The 14,279-nt window shown below is 67.3% G+C and carries 14 protein-coding genes; 5 read left to right on the top strand and 9 right to left on the bottom strand.

Annotation, left to right across the window (positions count from 1 at the left end; genetic code table 11):
- Window positions 1–431: 431 nt before the first annotated feature.
- Complete coding sequence (gene lpxI / locus VM054_03555) at window positions 432–1,286, bottom strand: UDP-2,3-diacylglucosamine diphosphatase LpxI (GenBank protein HUT98129.1); 855 nt, start codon at window positions 1,284–1,286, stop codon at window positions 432–434.
- 98 nt (window positions 1,287–1,384) lie between these two features.
- Between lpxI and VM054_03550 the strand changes: the two genes are divergently transcribed.
- The 5 genes from VM054_03550 (at window position 1,385) to VM054_03530 (ending at window position 7,632) form a co-directional block, all read left to right on the top strand.
- Window positions 1,385–3,118: a carboxypeptidase-like regulatory domain-containing protein gene (locus VM054_03550; protein ID HUT98128.1), complete on the top strand. Its 1,734-nt coding sequence runs from the start codon at window positions 1,385–1,387 to the stop codon at window positions 3,116–3,118.
- Between the two features lie 150 nt (window positions 3,119–3,268).
- Window positions 3,269–3,796 (top strand): hypothetical protein, encoded by a 528-nt coding sequence (locus tag VM054_03545; protein ID HUT98127.1) that lies wholly within the window; start codon window positions 3,269–3,271, stop codon window positions 3,794–3,796.
- Complete coding sequence (locus tag VM054_03540; GenBank protein HUT98126.1) at window positions 3,797–5,098, top strand: MiaB/RimO family radical SAM methylthiotransferase; 1,302 nt, start codon at window positions 3,797–3,799, stop codon at window positions 5,096–5,098.
- 111 nt (window positions 5,099–5,209) lie between these two features.
- On the top strand, window positions 5,210–6,676 hold the full coding sequence (locus VM054_03535; protein HUT98125.1) for an MATE family efflux transporter: 1,467 nt from the start codon (window positions 5,210–5,212) through the stop codon (window positions 6,674–6,676).
- On the top strand, window positions 6,673–7,632 hold the full coding sequence (locus VM054_03530) for a glycosyltransferase family 2 protein (GenBank protein ID HUT98124.1): 960 nt from the start codon (window positions 6,673–6,675) through the stop codon (window positions 7,630–7,632). Before VM054_03535 ends, VM054_03530 begins: the two co-directional genes overlap by 4 nt.
- Window positions 7,633–7,875: 243 nt before the next feature.
- Here VM054_03530 and VM054_03525 read toward each other — a convergent pair whose 3' ends face one another.
- From VM054_03525 to VM054_03490, 8 genes are all read right to left on the bottom strand, one after another.
- Window positions 7,876–8,394 (bottom strand): hypothetical protein, encoded by a 519-nt coding sequence (locus tag VM054_03525; GenBank protein ID HUT98123.1) that lies wholly within the window; start codon window positions 8,392–8,394, stop codon window positions 7,876–7,878.
- Window positions 8,395–8,459: 65 nt separating this feature from the next.
- Window positions 8,460–8,954, bottom strand: coding sequence for a polymer-forming cytoskeletal protein (locus VM054_03520; GenBank protein HUT98122.1), 495 nt, complete (start codon window positions 8,952–8,954; stop codon window positions 8,460–8,462).
- Between the two features lie 45 nt (window positions 8,955–8,999).
- Complete coding sequence (locus VM054_03515) at window positions 9,000–9,890, bottom strand: M23 family metallopeptidase (GenBank protein HUT98121.1); 891 nt, start codon at window positions 9,888–9,890, stop codon at window positions 9,000–9,002.
- Window positions 9,891–10,016: 126 nt separating this feature from the next.
- Window positions 10,017–10,964 (bottom strand): ParB/RepB/Spo0J family partition protein, encoded by a 948-nt coding sequence (locus tag VM054_03510; protein ID HUT98120.1) that lies wholly within the window; start codon window positions 10,962–10,964, stop codon window positions 10,017–10,019.
- On the bottom strand, window positions 10,961–11,743 hold the full coding sequence (locus VM054_03505) for a ParA family protein (protein ID HUT98119.1): 783 nt from the start codon (window positions 11,741–11,743) through the stop codon (window positions 10,961–10,963). Before VM054_03505 ends, VM054_03510 begins: the two co-directional genes overlap by 4 nt.
- Window positions 11,740–12,429 carry an RsmG family class I SAM-dependent methyltransferase gene (locus VM054_03500; GenBank protein HUT98118.1) on the bottom strand — a complete coding sequence of 230 codons (690 nt, stop codon included), beginning with the start codon at window positions 12,427–12,429 and terminating at the stop codon, window positions 11,740–11,742. Before VM054_03500 ends, VM054_03505 begins: the two co-directional genes overlap by 4 nt.
- Before the next feature lie 4 nt (window positions 12,430–12,433).
- Window positions 12,434–13,342: a hypothetical protein gene (locus VM054_03495; protein ID HUT98117.1), complete on the bottom strand. Its 909-nt coding sequence runs from the start codon at window positions 13,340–13,342 to the stop codon at window positions 12,434–12,436.
- Window positions 13,339–14,166, bottom strand: a complete 828-nt coding sequence (locus tag VM054_03490; GenBank protein HUT98116.1) for an acyl-CoA dehydratase activase — start codon at window positions 14,164–14,166, stop codon at window positions 13,339–13,341. Before VM054_03490 ends, VM054_03495 begins: the two co-directional genes overlap by 4 nt.
- Between the last annotated feature and the right edge of the window lie 113 nt (window positions 14,167–14,279).

Genomic DNA, 14,279 nt, shown 5'->3' with positions numbered 1-14,279 from the left:
GCGACGCTTTTAGACTCGGAGTTGACCGCGGGCCGTCACGAGGCGACCTGGAACTGCGGCGAGGTTCCCTCGGGCGTTTACCTCTACCGCCTGGAGACGACCGCGGGATCGTTGACCCAGAGGCTGGTCATCAGCCGGTAGGGGTTTCTCTCTCCCTTTGGGAGCGGGATTTATCTGTGTGGGCTACCTTGAAAAACGCGGCGGGGATTAAAATCCCCGCCCTTCGTTTGGGATAGCCGACGAGCATTGAAGGGCGTATGTAAGGCGGCTCCGTAGGACGCGTTCCCTGCGGGTCGCTGTTACGCCCCCAGAGGGGGAGGGGATTTATCTCTAAGGAAACCCTCACCCCAGCCCGTACCTCGCAGAGCTCCCACGGGGAAAGGGAAAGCGTAGGGACGGGTTTGGACACCCGCCCCTACGACAAATGGGCATCAGGCGTCGTGGAGCGGCACACCCAGCACGGCGATGCCCAGCTTTGCGGCGGTTCGCGCGAACTCCTCCACCCCATCGGCGATGAGAGTCCGACCGCTCTCCAGGGCGATGCAGGTTACGCCCGCCTCCTTCGCCTTCGCCAAGGTGTCCGTCCCCACCGTGGGCACGTCGGAGCGGACGTCGTGGTCCCATCCGGCGGCCTTGGCCATCACCAGACCCCCCTTGAACAGCCTGGAGCCGCCGCGGCTCAGTTCCCCCGCCCGGACGAGGCAGCGATCGGACCCCTCCAGCGCCTCCACGGCCACAACGATCCCGCCGCGGACCAGAACCGTCTGGCCGATGCCCAGACGCGAGCACTCCAGCGCCAGGCGGAAGGCCAGATGGGCGTCCTCCTCCTCGGCCGGGCCGGGTCTCTTCTTCGTCAACGCCCCCTCGGGGGTGACCAGCTCTCGCAGGAGATCGAGCTGGCTGACCACCTCGAGCCCCCTCTCCCCCGCCAGGTCGCAGAGCGTGCGAATGATGCCCCGGTCGCTCCGGTCACGGGTCGCGAGCCAGAGCTTCATCGCCAGGGCATCCAGCTTGAGCCCGTCGAAGAGCTTCCCCTTGACTACCTTACCCAGCAGGCTCACCTGGCGGGCGCCCGTTCCGAGGGCGTAGTCCAGGATGCCGCCGACCTGGCCGATGCTGAAGACGACGGCCTCGGTGGTCAACTCCTCCAGCTCCGGGGTAATCTGCCGAGAAAGGCTGACCAGGTGGAGGCGCCCGCCACCCGCCCGGTGGCTCCGGGCGGCCACTAGGGGGAGTCGGCCCGCCCCGGCGACGAGGACCAGTGGTTCCTGCGGTTCGTAGCTCACGGTCGGGTGATTATAATTCAGCCGCGGTCGAATGGGAAATCGAAGCTTCCCGGGCGGCTTGTCAGGCGCAGTTTCTTATGCTAGCGTAGCCGTCACAGATGAAGCTGAAACTGAAGCTGCTCCTCCCGCTCGTCCTGGTCTGGGGCGCCCAGGCGAAATTCATCGCCGGGGTGGTCCTGGACGCGGCCACGGGTGTGCCGGTGCCCGGGGCCGAGGTGACCATTCAGGATGAATCGGTTCAAGCCGACAGCCGGGGCGAGTTCCGAATCACATTTGACGGCTTCGGGGTCCTGGTGGTCGAGGCCGGGGAGCGTTTCGCCGCCTATCGGCGGCCCGTGGGGCGCACCGAGCGGGTCACCGTCGCCCTCGTCCCCGCCTTGGTGCGCCTGGGCGAGGTTCCGGTCTCCCTGGTGGATTTCATCCGGGATTCCAGTGCCACCTCCCCGGCGGATGCGGACACCCGCTGGCGGTGCCGCTGGGATTCGCCGCCCCGGGTGTACGTCGAACCGGACCTGACCGGGGCGCTCGACGACATCCGAGAACCCCTCTCCGGTCCCCGGCTCCCGGACATCGGCTTCATCGAGCTCACGCGCGCCGCCGAGGACGAGCTCCGGGCCGACATCATCGTCCGGAGCGCCCCAGTCGCAGCAGAACTGACGCCGACCTACGACACTCGGACCGGTAGGGTCGTGGGGGGCGTTGTCGGGATTCCCCCCGAAGGCGATTCCGCCGAGCTCGGTCGCGTTCTCTCGCGTGCCCTGATGCGGATCTACGGCTTCAACCCCCTCGGCGGTGGCGATCCCCGTCGAGCCCTGACCGTCCTGGGGGACGCGCCGGCCTTCACCCGGCTGGACGCCCTGGCGCTGGCGGTGGCCCGGAGGCTGCCGCCGGACACCGACATGGCGTGGTTCGGGCACCGTCTCCCCCTGGAACTGGAGGCGCGGCGCAACCGAGTCCTCGCACTCCCCTTCGTCCTCTCATACGAGGACCCTTACATGAGCCTCATCGCGGCGGCCGAGGTGGAGGAGGTGCTCGACGACTACGGCCCCGACTTCCGCGTCGTGCTGCACCCCGATCTGGCCGAGCTCGGGAAACTGGCCGAGCAGGAGCTTGAGCCCCCGGAGCGGCTCATCCGGCACAGGGCCTTCGGGTTGGAGGAGGCCGTCGCTCAGGCCGGGGAGGCTGGATGCCGGTACGCATTCTGGGGCGAGCTGGCCAACGCGGGGATGAGCTCCACCATCTCGTTCTTCGCCGTGGATGCCCTGATGGGGGAATTCATCCTGGTGCTGGAAGGAGATGTGCCCGACCGGCTCCACTTCCCTCGCTTCCTGTCCGAGGCCGGACTGGTCCTCGCGCAGGCCATCGAGCCCCGGGACGATGTCCAGACGGCGGACGGCGTCCTGCGGCTCTTCTTCACCAGTCAGCACGGCTCGACCTACGTCCACGCCCTGGTTGACGACTCCCTGGTGGCCGTTCTGCACGCGGCCGCGGGCGAGGTGAAGATTCCCCTCCCGCCGGGCCTGCACCGCGTGGAGTTCCGCTACTTCCTCCCCATGCGGCACATGGGTTGCGTGGCGGGCGTCTTTGCCGGCGAACGGGCCTTCTCCGTGGAGATTCAAAGCGGGACCGAATCCAGCGTGGCCACCCTCTACGGGATGAACCCCACGGAAACAGGGCGGGCCTGGAACTACGCCAAGACCAAGGTGGTAGGGCCCTCCGGCGAGGTCGTGCTCGAGGAGTCCCACGACCTCTACTCCGAGCGCAAGATGTGGCTGGACAGCTTCTGCCTCATCGAAAGGCTGCGGACGCCTAAGACGCCGGTTCATGACTGACCGTCGCCGCCGGGCGGCTCGATACGGTCTGGAGGCTGGATTTTACCCCGGTCGGCGTTTATAATCGTTGCAACCCGACCGCCCCCGTCCGCCGGCGAGGGAGGGGTCAAGTTAAAACACGTCCCCTGCCACTCTTTGGGGAGTATGCCGATGGATGATTTGCGCGACCGAATCGCCGATGACCGCTCGGGTGTGGAGTCGAAGCTCGCCCGCCTGATCCCCGGCTACCAGGGCTACAAGGAGCTCAAAACCCGCCGGGAGGCCGACCGCCTGCTGCGCGAAATTCTCGTCGCGCGCCTGGACGGCCTCAAGGTCAAGCTGCGCGAGATGGTCATCTCGCTGACCAACAACGGCCTGCTCGAGCTCCTGAAGGCGGTGGACGCCGTGGAGAACCGCCTGGAGACGGTGACAGACGCCTTCCACTACGCCGATTACGGCTACTCGGGAAAGACCGATCCGATCAAGGTCACGGGGGAGGTGCTGGACCAGCTCTACTCCTATGACGAGGGGCTTCTGGAGAAGGTCGGCCGTCTCGTGGAGTCGGGCGAGGGCCTCGGCACCGCCGGCGCGGACGCGGAGTCGGTGAAGAACGTGCTCCTCGCCTTCGACAACGAGCTGAAGGGGTTCGCCGCCGTGGCTCGCGACCGGAGCAAGGTTCTGAGCGGCGTCGAACTCTAGGTGAGGGTCGCCGTCGCCAGCCTCGGCTGCAAGCTCTCCGCCTGCGAGGCCGAGGCCACCCTGAGCGCCTTCGTCGGGGCCGGGTACACGGCCGTGGAGTTCGGCGAGGCCGCGGAGGTCTGCGTCGTCCATACCTGCACCGTCACGGGGAGGGCCGACTACCGTTCGCGGAACCTGTTGCGCCGGGCGGCCGGGGTCGTCGTCCCGGGGGGAAGGGTCGTGGCCGCCGGGTGCTACGCCGTCACCGATCCGGACGTCCTGGAACGCATACCGGGCGTGACGGACGTGACCCCCCTCGCGGGGGCCGCCCTTCTGCGGGCGGTGGAGGGTGGGATGGTTGAGGAAAACCGCTGGCCCGAAACGGCCGGCGGTTTTTTGCACCACACGCGGGCTTTTCTGAAGGTGCAGGACGGCTGCGATGGCGCCTGCACCTACTGCAAGGTGCGACTGGCCCGGGGGAAGGCCCGGAGCCGCCCGATTGACGACGCGAAAGCGGCTCTGGAGCGTCTCGTCGCCGCCGGGCACCGGGAGGTCGTCCTGACCGGCGTTCACCTGGGCGCCTGGGGAGCCGAATCGGGTAAAAAACTGACGGACCTCTTGGGGGCGCTCCTCGAAACCCCAGGCCTCGAGCGCCTGCGCCTGACCTCAATCGAGCCCGACGAGCTGACCGCGGGGCTGGTCAATCTCATCGCCGGTTCGGAGGGCAGGATAGCCCCACACCTCCACGTGCCGCTCCAGTCCGGAGCCGACGACGTTCTGGCCCGGATGAACCGGCCGTACACCGCCGCGCGCGCCCTGGAAAACATCCGCTTCGCCAAAGAGCGCATCCCGCGCCTGGGGCTGGGACAGGACGTAATGGTCGGCTTCCCCGGCGAGACCGACGCCGATTTCGCCCGGACGGTGGAGGTTTCTCAAAAAACCGCGGACTACCTCCACGTGTTCAGCTTTTCCCCCCGGCCGGGAACGGCGGCGGAAGGTTTTACCGACCGCGTCCCGCCCCTGGTAAAAAAAGAACGCTCCCGCGTCCTCCGGTCGCTCTCCGCCGAGCTGGCATTTAATTTTGCCGGGGAAAATATGGGCACTCGTGTCCGTCTGCTGGTCGAGCGGCGGCGGTCCGATTCGGGCGCGCAGACGGGCGTCACCGGGAATTACCTGCGCGGCGAGCTGGTGGACGCGCCGGAGGGCCTCGGCGGGCGGATGATTTCGGGCGAGGTCGTCGGCCTCCACCCCGACCCGAACCTGGCCCGTCCAAACCACGGGCCGGCCTCGGTCCTCGTCCGGTATTTGGAGGTTTCGCCCTAGGACGGCGGAGTCGAAAACAACGAAGCGACTCTCAATCTCCGTCGTCTCACCCGCGGCTCCGCCGGTCTTTTCAAATAATGCCCGTTCGATTGCTCCGCCAAAGGTAAGGCCGTGGTCCGCGAAGAAAACCTCGTCCTCGACGCCCGGCACCTGAACGGGAACATCTTACGCCTGGCGCTCCCCGCCGTGGGGGAGATGGTCCTGCAGACCATGGTGGGCGTGGTGGACACCATCATGATCGGCCAGGCGCTGGGGAAGAACGGCGTGGCGTCGGTGGCCCTGGGCGGCGGCGTGGTCTGGCCGGTTCTCTTCCTCCTGACCAGCGTGGGGGTGGGGACCACGGCGGTGGTGGCGCGCCTGTGGGGCCGTCGGGACCGTGACGGGGCGCGGTTCATCGGCGGCCAGTCCATGTTCGTGGCCCTCGGATTCGGCCTCTTCCTCTCCGCGATAGGCCCCTTCCTGCTCCCGCTCCTGCTGTCCATCTATAAGGCCGAGCCGGCGGTGATGTCCGCTGCCACGGCGTACGTGCGCATCCTGTGCTACGCCGGCCTGCCGTGGGTGGTGACGATGGTGGGCGCGTCGGTGATGCGCGGCTTCGGCGACAACGTCCGGCCCCTCATCATCACCCTCATCGCCAACCTCTTGAACGTCGCCTTCAACTACGTCTTCATCTACGGCCTGGGCCCCATCGAGCCCATGGGGGTCGCCGGGGCCGCCCTCGGGTCGTCGCTGTCCATGACCGCCGCCGGGGTCGCCACGGTGGTCATCCTCTACTTCGGGTTCACCAAGGAGCGGCTGAAATTTTCCGAGACGCTGCGGCCGGTCTGGTCCGCCATCCGCCGCATCTTCCACGTCGGCACCCCGGCCATGTTCGAGCAGGGCGTGTTCCGCGTGGGGCAGATGGTCTCGGTCTGGATCGTGAGCCAGCTCGGGACGGTGGCCCTGGCGGCCAACCAGATCGGCATCCAGGTGGAGAGCCTGTCCTTCATGCCGGGGTGGGGGCTGGCGCTGGCCTCCACGACCCTGGTGGGGCAGTACCTGGGCGCGGGGGAGCCGGAGCTGGCGGAGAAGGCGGGCCGGCGCTCGGCCGTCGTCGCCCTGGTCCTCATGGGCGCGATGGGGGTGGTCTTCGCCCTCTTCGCTCATGACCTGGCGGGGGTCTTCATAGACGAGGGCGCGACCGGGGTCAAGCTCCTGCACACCGGTGCCGCGGCCATGGTTCACACCGGGCAGGGGTGGTTCGAAAAGGTGCCCGCCCTCTTCCCACCGGCGCCCTCGGGCCAGGTGCTCTCCACCGGCGCGGTGCTGATCACCATCGCCGCCCTCGAACAGCCGGCCCTGGCCATCATGATGCCCCTGACCGGCGGTCTGCGGGGGGCGGGCGACACGCGCTGGACCCTGGCCCTGGCCGTCATCGGCTTCTGGGGGCTGCGTATTCCCCTCTCCCTTCTGGCCGTGTTCGTATTCAAATGGGGGATAGTGGGTTTTTGGGCCCTGTCGGTCCTGGCGTTCTACGTCCGCGCCGGGCTCGCCTACTGGCGGTTCGCCGGCGGCAAATGGAAGGGGTTGAAGGTGTGAGGGTCTGCGGTTTCAGCTTCGTCCGCAACGCCCTGGAGAACGACTACCCCGTCGTGGAGGCGGTGCGGAGCGTCCTGCCGCTGTGCGACGAATTCCAGCTCGTGGTCGCCCGTTCCACCGACGGCACCTTGGATTACCTCCGGGCCGAGCTCTGCGACCCGCGCGTGGTGATTTCCGAGGCGCCCTGGGACGAGTCGCTGCGGACGGGGGGCCGGATTCTGGCCCGGCTGACCGACGTGGCGCTGGAACGCTGCTCCGGCGACTGGGGCCTCTACGTCCAGGCCGACGAGGCGATACACGAACGCTACCACCCGGCCGTCCGCGCCTGTATGGAGCACCACCTGGCCGACGGCGAAATCCAGGGGCTCCTGTTCCGTTTCCGCCACTTTTACGGCGGTTATCACACGGTTCACACCGGGCGGAAGTGGTACCGGCGCGAGGTGCGGGTGATCCGGCTCGGCATAGGGCTGAAATCCTGGGGCGACGCCATGGGCTTCCGCTTCCCCGACGGGCGGCTCGCCGAACGGAAACCGTGGGTGGTCTGGGCCGCAAACGCGGAGGTCTTCCACTACGGCTGGGCCCGGCCCGAGGAATCCTTCCGCGCCAAGCAGCGGAACTTCACCCGGCTGTACGTGCCGGACGACGCCGAGCTGGAGGAGCGCCTGGCGCGGCCCGACGAGGTGCAACCTGCGCCGGTCTACAAAAACTCGCGCTACATCGTCCCCTTCACCGGGACACACCCGGCGCCGATGGGAGCCCGGGTCTTTGCCGCGCGGAAACAGGTTTTATCCGGTCCTTATACCGATTCCCCGGGTAGGCGTGCCTTGGAGTGGATCGAGCGCCGCCTCGGGGTGCGCTTCGGCGAGCCGAGGAATTTCCGCCTCCTGCGGGGCAAGCCGGGACCCGCCGGTTATCCCGCCGAGCCGCCGCCCTTCGACACCCCGCCCACGGTGTGAGCGCAATTTAGTGGGGGGAGGGTTTGGGTAAAGAGCGGCGGGGTTGGGAACCCCCGCCCTACGTTTGCGTGGGCCGTGGTGAGGGCGAAATATAAAAGCGGCGGCCGCAGAGGACTCGTCCTCCGGGGCCGCCCTATACCACCGTAATATATGTGGTGCGGTTAAAAACGGCGGCCCGCAGAGGGGCCGCCCTACATCATTTAATCTGGATGGCGGTTGCGTCATCCTTCTTTACGTGTGTTTTTAAAACCAGTACACGTTCACGTAGAGGAATCCCTTCACGTCGGGGTCCAGCCCCTCGCGGCCCAGGGGGAAGGCGATGGGCACTTCGATGTGGATCGAGAGCCAATCGGTGATGCGGGCGGTGAGCCCCGGCTCGAGGGTGATGGAGAAGACGCCGGAGGGTCCGAAGCCCTCCCCGGATACGAGGGCGTCCCAGGGGGCCTGGTGGTACTCGGCGCCCAGGAGGGCGGTGACGTACAGCTCGTGCCGGGTGAAGTTGGAGCGCCATCCCGAGAAAACGCCGGCGCGAAGGTTCCAGCCGTCGTGAATGTCGGAGTAGAGGTACGAGAGGCGTCCTCCGACGTAGAACCAGTGGTCGTAGTATCCGACGTCCGCGCGGGGGCCGATGTTGAGAAAACCGCTGAAGGCCTGGGCGACATTGAGGACGCCGCCGCCCTTCACCTCGAGGCCGGCCCTCCTCCCCGCCGCCGCGGGTGACAACAGGACCAGGATGAATATACCGGTCAGTATCCTTCGCATCCCACACCGCCGGAAGGCGCGCGCCGCCGCCGCCCTGCCGGTCGTTCGTTTGAATTGGATCCGCGCTACTTCTTCGCCTCGGGGGGCCGGTGGGGGAAGTTCGACTCGGGCCTGGGCTCCGGCCTGGGTTCGACCCTGCCCTTCTCTCCGCCGCCGCCCCCCGGTTTGGCCAGGTTGCCCAGAGACGCGAGGCGGTTCTTGTACCCCTCGGACTTGCCCATGTCTATGAAACCGTGGACGATCGCCTTCTCCGTGATGGTCAGCGACTCGGTGCGCACGTCGCCGATTATCTCCGCGGTCTCCTCGATCTCGGCGGACATGGGCGAAACCAGGTTGCCGTGGATCTTCCCGCCGATGACGCTGCGGTTGGCCTCCACCTCGGCCGTGACCTCGGCGGAGCGCCCCACGTAGAAGGCGTCGCACTTGATGGTGCCCTTGAAGATGCCGTCAATGCGGAGGCTGCCCTGGACGGAGATGTTGCCCTCGAAGATGGTGCCCTCGCCGACGATGGAGTGCACGCCGGAGGATCCGCGGTCATACTTTTTCTCTTCTTTGGTCATCAGGCCTCGCTTTACTGGGATGGCTGCCGTAACTCGTTGAAAAAACTATTCCTCTAAAAACGGCGTGGGATCTATGGGGATGTCGTCCCGCCGTATCTCGTAGTGCAGGTGGGGGCTCGTGCTGGCGCCTGTGTTGCCGGAAAGAGCGATGTGCTGTCCCCTCTCCACCGTGTCTCCGACCTGGACCAGGAGTTTGGAGTTGTGACCGTAGGTGGTGGTGTACCCGGAGTCGTGGCTGATGACGACCTTCAGTCCGTAATGCCTGTCCTCGGAGGCGAAGACGACCACTCCGGCCGCCGTGGCGGAGACAGGCCTCCCCTCGTCGCAGGCGATGTCTATTCCGGCGTGCTTCGAGTCCCCGGCGGGGACGAACCCCCGCGTGATCCAGCCCCGAAGCGGCCAGCCCCGGGGTGTGGACAGTCCCTGGACCGCCGCCCTGGCCACGTAAGCCGCCAGCTCGCTGGTCCTCCCCGCCGCCGGGCCGGTCGGGGCGTAGGTCGCCGCCTCGCCGGTCAGCTCCAGCGCTTCCGGTTCCTCGCCGGGCACGTAGGGCACCGCCGAGGTGAGTATCCTCTCCGCCTCCGCGCGCCGCTCCTCGGCAAGGTCAATCCCCAGCATCCCGCGCAGGCGGCTGACTATCTCCTCGCCCAGGGTCACCTCGCGTTCGAGGTCGACGATTAACGTCAGCTCCCCCCGGAGCTCTTCGTTCTCCACCCGCAGGCGTTTGAGCTCGACGAAGTTGAACTGGTCCATCCCCAGGGTGATCCCGAAGGATAGAAGAACGGTGATGACGATGGCGGCGAAGGCGATGAAGGTCACCAGGGAGGCGCCGATTAAAAGGGCCCTCCTCTTCAGCTCGGTGAGCCGGAAAATCCTGTGCCTCCCCGTCGAACGGGGGATGATGTGGATTTCCCATTCTGGCTGCTTTTTACCCAATGTGGTTGGCGCACGCGAGAGCGCCCGGGATGTGCATCCCTTAACGAAACGCCGTAGGGGCGGGTGTCCACACCCGCCCGCGGGCGACCGTGGAGGACTCGTCCTACCGGTCGCCCCTACGGGTTATTACCCGGTCAGCTTCTCGATGATTCCTGCCAGCTCGTCGGGGGAGTAGTACTCGATGATTATCCGCCCGCGCCCCGACTTGAGGTGGCGGATCTTCACCTGGGTGCCGATCCGGCGCTGGAGTTCCTCCTCGAAGAGGACGAGGTCTGGGTCCTTGACCGACGCCGCCCGCCGGGGTTCCGACGATTTGCCAGGGGCATAGCTCGCTTCGCTCGGTTTTTTTACCCCGCTTCCGGGCTCGGTCGGAATCTCGACCGCCGCCTGATCGGCGATGAGCATCTCCAGCTCGCGGACGGTCAGGTCCCTCTCCACGACCAGCTCGCCCAGGGCCTGCGCCATCTCTGGGGAGTCCAGGGAGGCCAGGAGCCTCCCGTGCCCCGGGGTGATGAGCCCCGCGTCCAGCAGTTCCCGGACCTTCTCCGGCAGCTTCAAAAGTCTCAGGGTGTTGGAGACTTGCTCCCGGGAGACACCGAGCCCCCGCGCCAGCTCGACCTGGGTGAGGCCGAACCGCTCGACCAGCTCCTTCAACCCCTGGGCCAGCTCGATGGGCCGCAGGTCCTCCCGCTGGAGGTTCTCCAGCAGGGTCAGGGTGAGCGCGTTACGGTCGTCCACGGCGCGGACGATGACCGGAACCCGCTCGAGACCGGCCATCCTCGCGGCCCGCAGGCGCCTTTCGCCGGCGATGACCTGATAACGGCCCTCCTCGCCCTCTTTGGGCCGGACCAGAATCGGCTGGAGGAGGCCCTGGGCCTTGATCGAGGAGGCCAGCCCCTCCAGGCTCTCGGGGGGGAAGTGCCGGCGCGGCTGGAGGGGATTCGGCTCGATCCGGTCGAGCTCCACCTCTCCCTCGGCCGGCACGGCTCGCCGTCCCGGGGTCGTATCGGCCAGGTCGCCCAGGAGGTCGTCCAGACCGCGGGCCAGACCGCGCTTGGGGTCCCGGGGGCTCATCGCGCCCCCTCGGCGAGCCGCGCAGGTTGAAGCATCAGCTCCCGGGCCAGCGCGATGTAACTCTGGGAGCCCTTGCTCGCGAGGGCGTACTCGATGACCGGCATCCCGCGGCTGGGCGCCTCGGAAAGCCGCACGTTGCGCGGGATGATGGTCCGGTAAACCTTGTCCTTGAAGTGCCTGCGGACCTCGGCCTCCACATCGGCGGCGAGGCGCGTCCGCGAATCCCCCATCGTCAGCAAAAAGCCCTCTATCTCAAGGGGGTGACCGAGGCGTTTCTGAACGTACTCCACCGCCCGCAGGAGCTGGGTCAGGCCCTCCAGGGCGTAGTACTCGGCCTGGACCGGGATCAGGATGCTCTGCGCCGCCAACAGGGCGTTGAGGGTCAGTATGCCGAGCGACGGGGGGCAGTCGAAGAGGATGAAATCGAAATCGGTGAGCCGGTTCACCGACTTGGAAAGCCGGTAGGGCGCGTCCTTCGCGTGCAAGAGGTCGCGCTCGAGGCCGATCATCTCGGGGACGCTGGGGGAGATGAAGAGGCAGTCGGAGTCGGTGGGCCGGATCGTTTCCTCCAGGTCGGCTCGATTCAGGAGGGCGTCGAGAACGGTGGGCCTGGAATCCCTCTCGAAGACGCCCAATCCCGAGGCGGCGTTCCCCTGGGGGTCGGTGTCCACGATGAGCACACGCCGGCCCGCGGCGGCCAGGGAGGCCCCGAGGTTGATGGCGGTGGTGGTCTTGCCCACTCCGCCCTTCTGGTTGGCGATGGCTATCCGTCGGCTCATTTGTATCGCCACAGAAGTCTGCGGGAGCTGTAGCCCTCGGGATGGGGGAAGAGGTCGGCGTAGCTCGACCGGCTCCACCCCTGGGGCGCGGTTGCGTCCGGTCCGGTGAGGGCGATGTAGAGGCCCCCCGGAATTAGATGGGGAGCCGCCCTCCCCCACCCCTCTTCGGGAGGCCAGACGGCCCGGGAGAAGGCGGCCCGCCAGAGACGATGTCTACGCGGACCCTCCTCGAGCTCCTCCAGACGGGCGTCCTCGACCTCGAAACCGCCGGTCCCCCGGTCGGCCAGGAGCGCCGCCACCCGCCGCAGGAAGCCGGCCTTGCGCGTGTTGGACTCGACCAGCACCAGGTCTAAACCGGGTGCTAAAAGAGCGAGGGCGACGGATAGAAGTCCGGCTCCGGCCCCGAGGTCGGCCACCGTTCGCCGGGGGCGTAGCTCGCTTCGCTCGGTTCCGTCGCCGGTCTCGAGAATCCGGGTCAGCGCGGCGGCATCAACCAGGGCGTCGGCGAGGAGGTCCGTGGGATCGCTGGCGCGGGAAACCAGATTGATCCGGCGATTCCACCGGACGAGGAGCTCCAGGAATTCGACGAGCGTCCCCGACTCGGGAACGGTCACCACGCTCTCGACGACCTCGAGGGCGCGACTGAAACGCGGCGAGTCTAGCACAGCTGGGAGCGAAAAGTCCACCGTGTCACCGCGTCCAGGACACGTCGGTGTCGAACTCCGGGGTGCTCGTCACCCGGCGGATGAAGTCCCCCGAGAAGGTGAAGATGCACAGGTCGCTGGTGCCCTCCCGGTCGCTCACGACGCAGATGTAATCCCCGTCGGGGGAGAAGCAGGGCGAGTACTCGTTCCACTCGTCGCTCTCGATGATCGTACCGTGCTCGGTGGGGGAGTCGAAGTTACAGTAAGCTATCTCGGGGTTCCCGTGGATCATCAACTCGTAGATGACGTACTTCCCGTCGGCCGAGAAGCTGGGTTTGGAAACGTCGCCGTACTCGTCGGTCAGGCGCCGCAGCGGCTCCACATCGGTCAGGTCAACGGCGTAGAGGTCGTAGGCGCCCTGCCGGTCGCTCACGAAGGCGACGAAGCGTCCGTCGGGCCGGACCGCCGGGTCGGTGTCGTTGGACCTGGAGTGTGTCAGGCGCTCCGGTTCGGCGTCCAGGTCCTCCAGATCGAGCTTGAATAGCTCCAGGTCGCCGCCGGGATCGGAGGCGTACACAACGTACCGCCCGTCGGGGGTCACCGAGGGCGAGATGTCCCGCGCCTTGTTGTGGGTGAGTTGGGTGACCTTGGGCGGGGAACCGGGCTCTACCAGCACAAGCTCGTAGTTACCGTAGATATTGGCCACGGCCACGAAGCTCTCCCCGTCGGGGAGCAGGCAGGCGTCGAAGAAGGAGCTGGCGCCGCGGATGGTCTCCGGGTTGGTGAGCGCCTCACGGTGCTCGCCCTGGGGGTCTATCCGCATGACGTGGATTCCGCCCTCGTACTCCGTCGCGTAGATTATCTTCCCCGCCAGTTGGATGTGGGGGTTGACGCTGGGTCCGCAGCCCACGATTACGGCCAGGGCGATGGACAGGGGGATGAGCAGTTTTTTCACTCCGGCTCCTTCCCGGTGGGAGTAAGTTGTGCAGCGGCCAGGGCCGCGCCGTACGCGACCGCAAGACTCGGTTCCGGCAGGACCCGCACCGGCAACCCCAGGGCGGTGAAGGCCCCGCGGAGCGCCGCCACGACCAGGGCGTTGTTGGACACGCCGCCCGCCAGGACCAGCCCGCCGTCCTCGGGCATCCCGGGACGCCCCGCCTGGACCGCCAGGGGCAACATGCGCGCTGCGATGGAGAGCGCCGCCGCCGCGGCCAGGGAGCGGGGATTAACCCCGGACGCCAGGTGACCCACCAACTCGCTCTCGGCGAAGACGCCGCAGGTAGCCGAGAGGACCAGCCCCCCCGCCTCGTCGAGCCCGACCGTTTCCCATTCTTCGAGCCGCAGCCCAATCCTCGCCGCCGCCAGCTCCAGGAATCTGCCCGTTCCGGCGGCGCAGCGGTCGTTCAGCGCGAACCCCGCCGGACGGCCGTCGGGTGTCAGCCAGAGGAACTTGGAGTCCTGACCGCCTATGTCCAGGCAGGCCGCCGCGTCACGGTCGAGGGCCCGGGCTCCCAGGGCGAGGCAGGTTATCTCGGTCAGCGTCCGATCGGCCCCGGGGACCAGCCGCCTGCCGTACCCGGTGCCCACGATGAAACCAGGTCTCCCGCCCGCCGCGTCGGCGATGACGTCCCGGGCGGCGGACGCAAAATCCTCGCCGGTGGGTCTCAGGGACCGGCCGACGACCTCCCCGTCCGCCAGCGCGACCGCCTTGGTGGTCGTCGAGCCGACGTCCACGCCGAGATGGATGGCCGCCGTCGCCTGGGTATTGCCTCCGGGCACGGGTGTAGATTAACATATTACCCCTGTTCAGGGTAAGCTGCGGGATGCATCTGGAACCCATCGGGACGGTACGACGTAACTATTTAATCCCTCATTCGGTTTGAAAGAAGCTC

The organism is bacterium (genome assembly GCA_035528375.1).
Lineage (GTDB): Bacteria > RBG-13-66-14 > RBG-13-66-14 > RBG-13-66-14 > RBG-13-66-14 > RBG-13-66-14.
Note: the sequence above shows the minus strand (reverse complement) of the source record. Positions and strands in the feature narration are given on the sequence as shown.

Bases quoted from the DNA above. Each gene is read 5' to 3' on its own strand.
- VM054_03550 (HUT98128.1), top strand. From the start codon at position 1,385: ATGAAGCTGAAACTGAAGCTGCTCCTCCCGCTCGTCCTGGTCTGGGGC.
- VM054_03545 (HUT98127.1), top strand. From the start codon at position 3,269: ATGGATGATTTGCGCGACCGAATCGCCGATGACCGCTCGGGTGTGGAG.
- VM054_03525 (HUT98123.1), bottom strand. From the start codon at position 8,394: ATGCGAAGGATACTGACCGGTATATTCATCCTGGTCCTGTTGTCACCC.
- VM054_03520 (HUT98122.1), bottom strand. From the start codon at position 8,954: ATGACCAAAGAAGAGAAAAAGTATGACCGCGGATCCTCCGGCGTGCAC.
- VM054_03510 (HUT98120.1), bottom strand. From the start codon at position 10,964: ATGAGCCCCCGGGACCCCAAGCGCGGTCTGGCCCGCGGTCTGGACGAC.
- VM054_03505 (HUT98119.1), bottom strand. From the start codon at position 11,743: ATGAGCCGACGGATAGCCATCGCCAACCAGAAGGGCGGAGTGGGCAAG.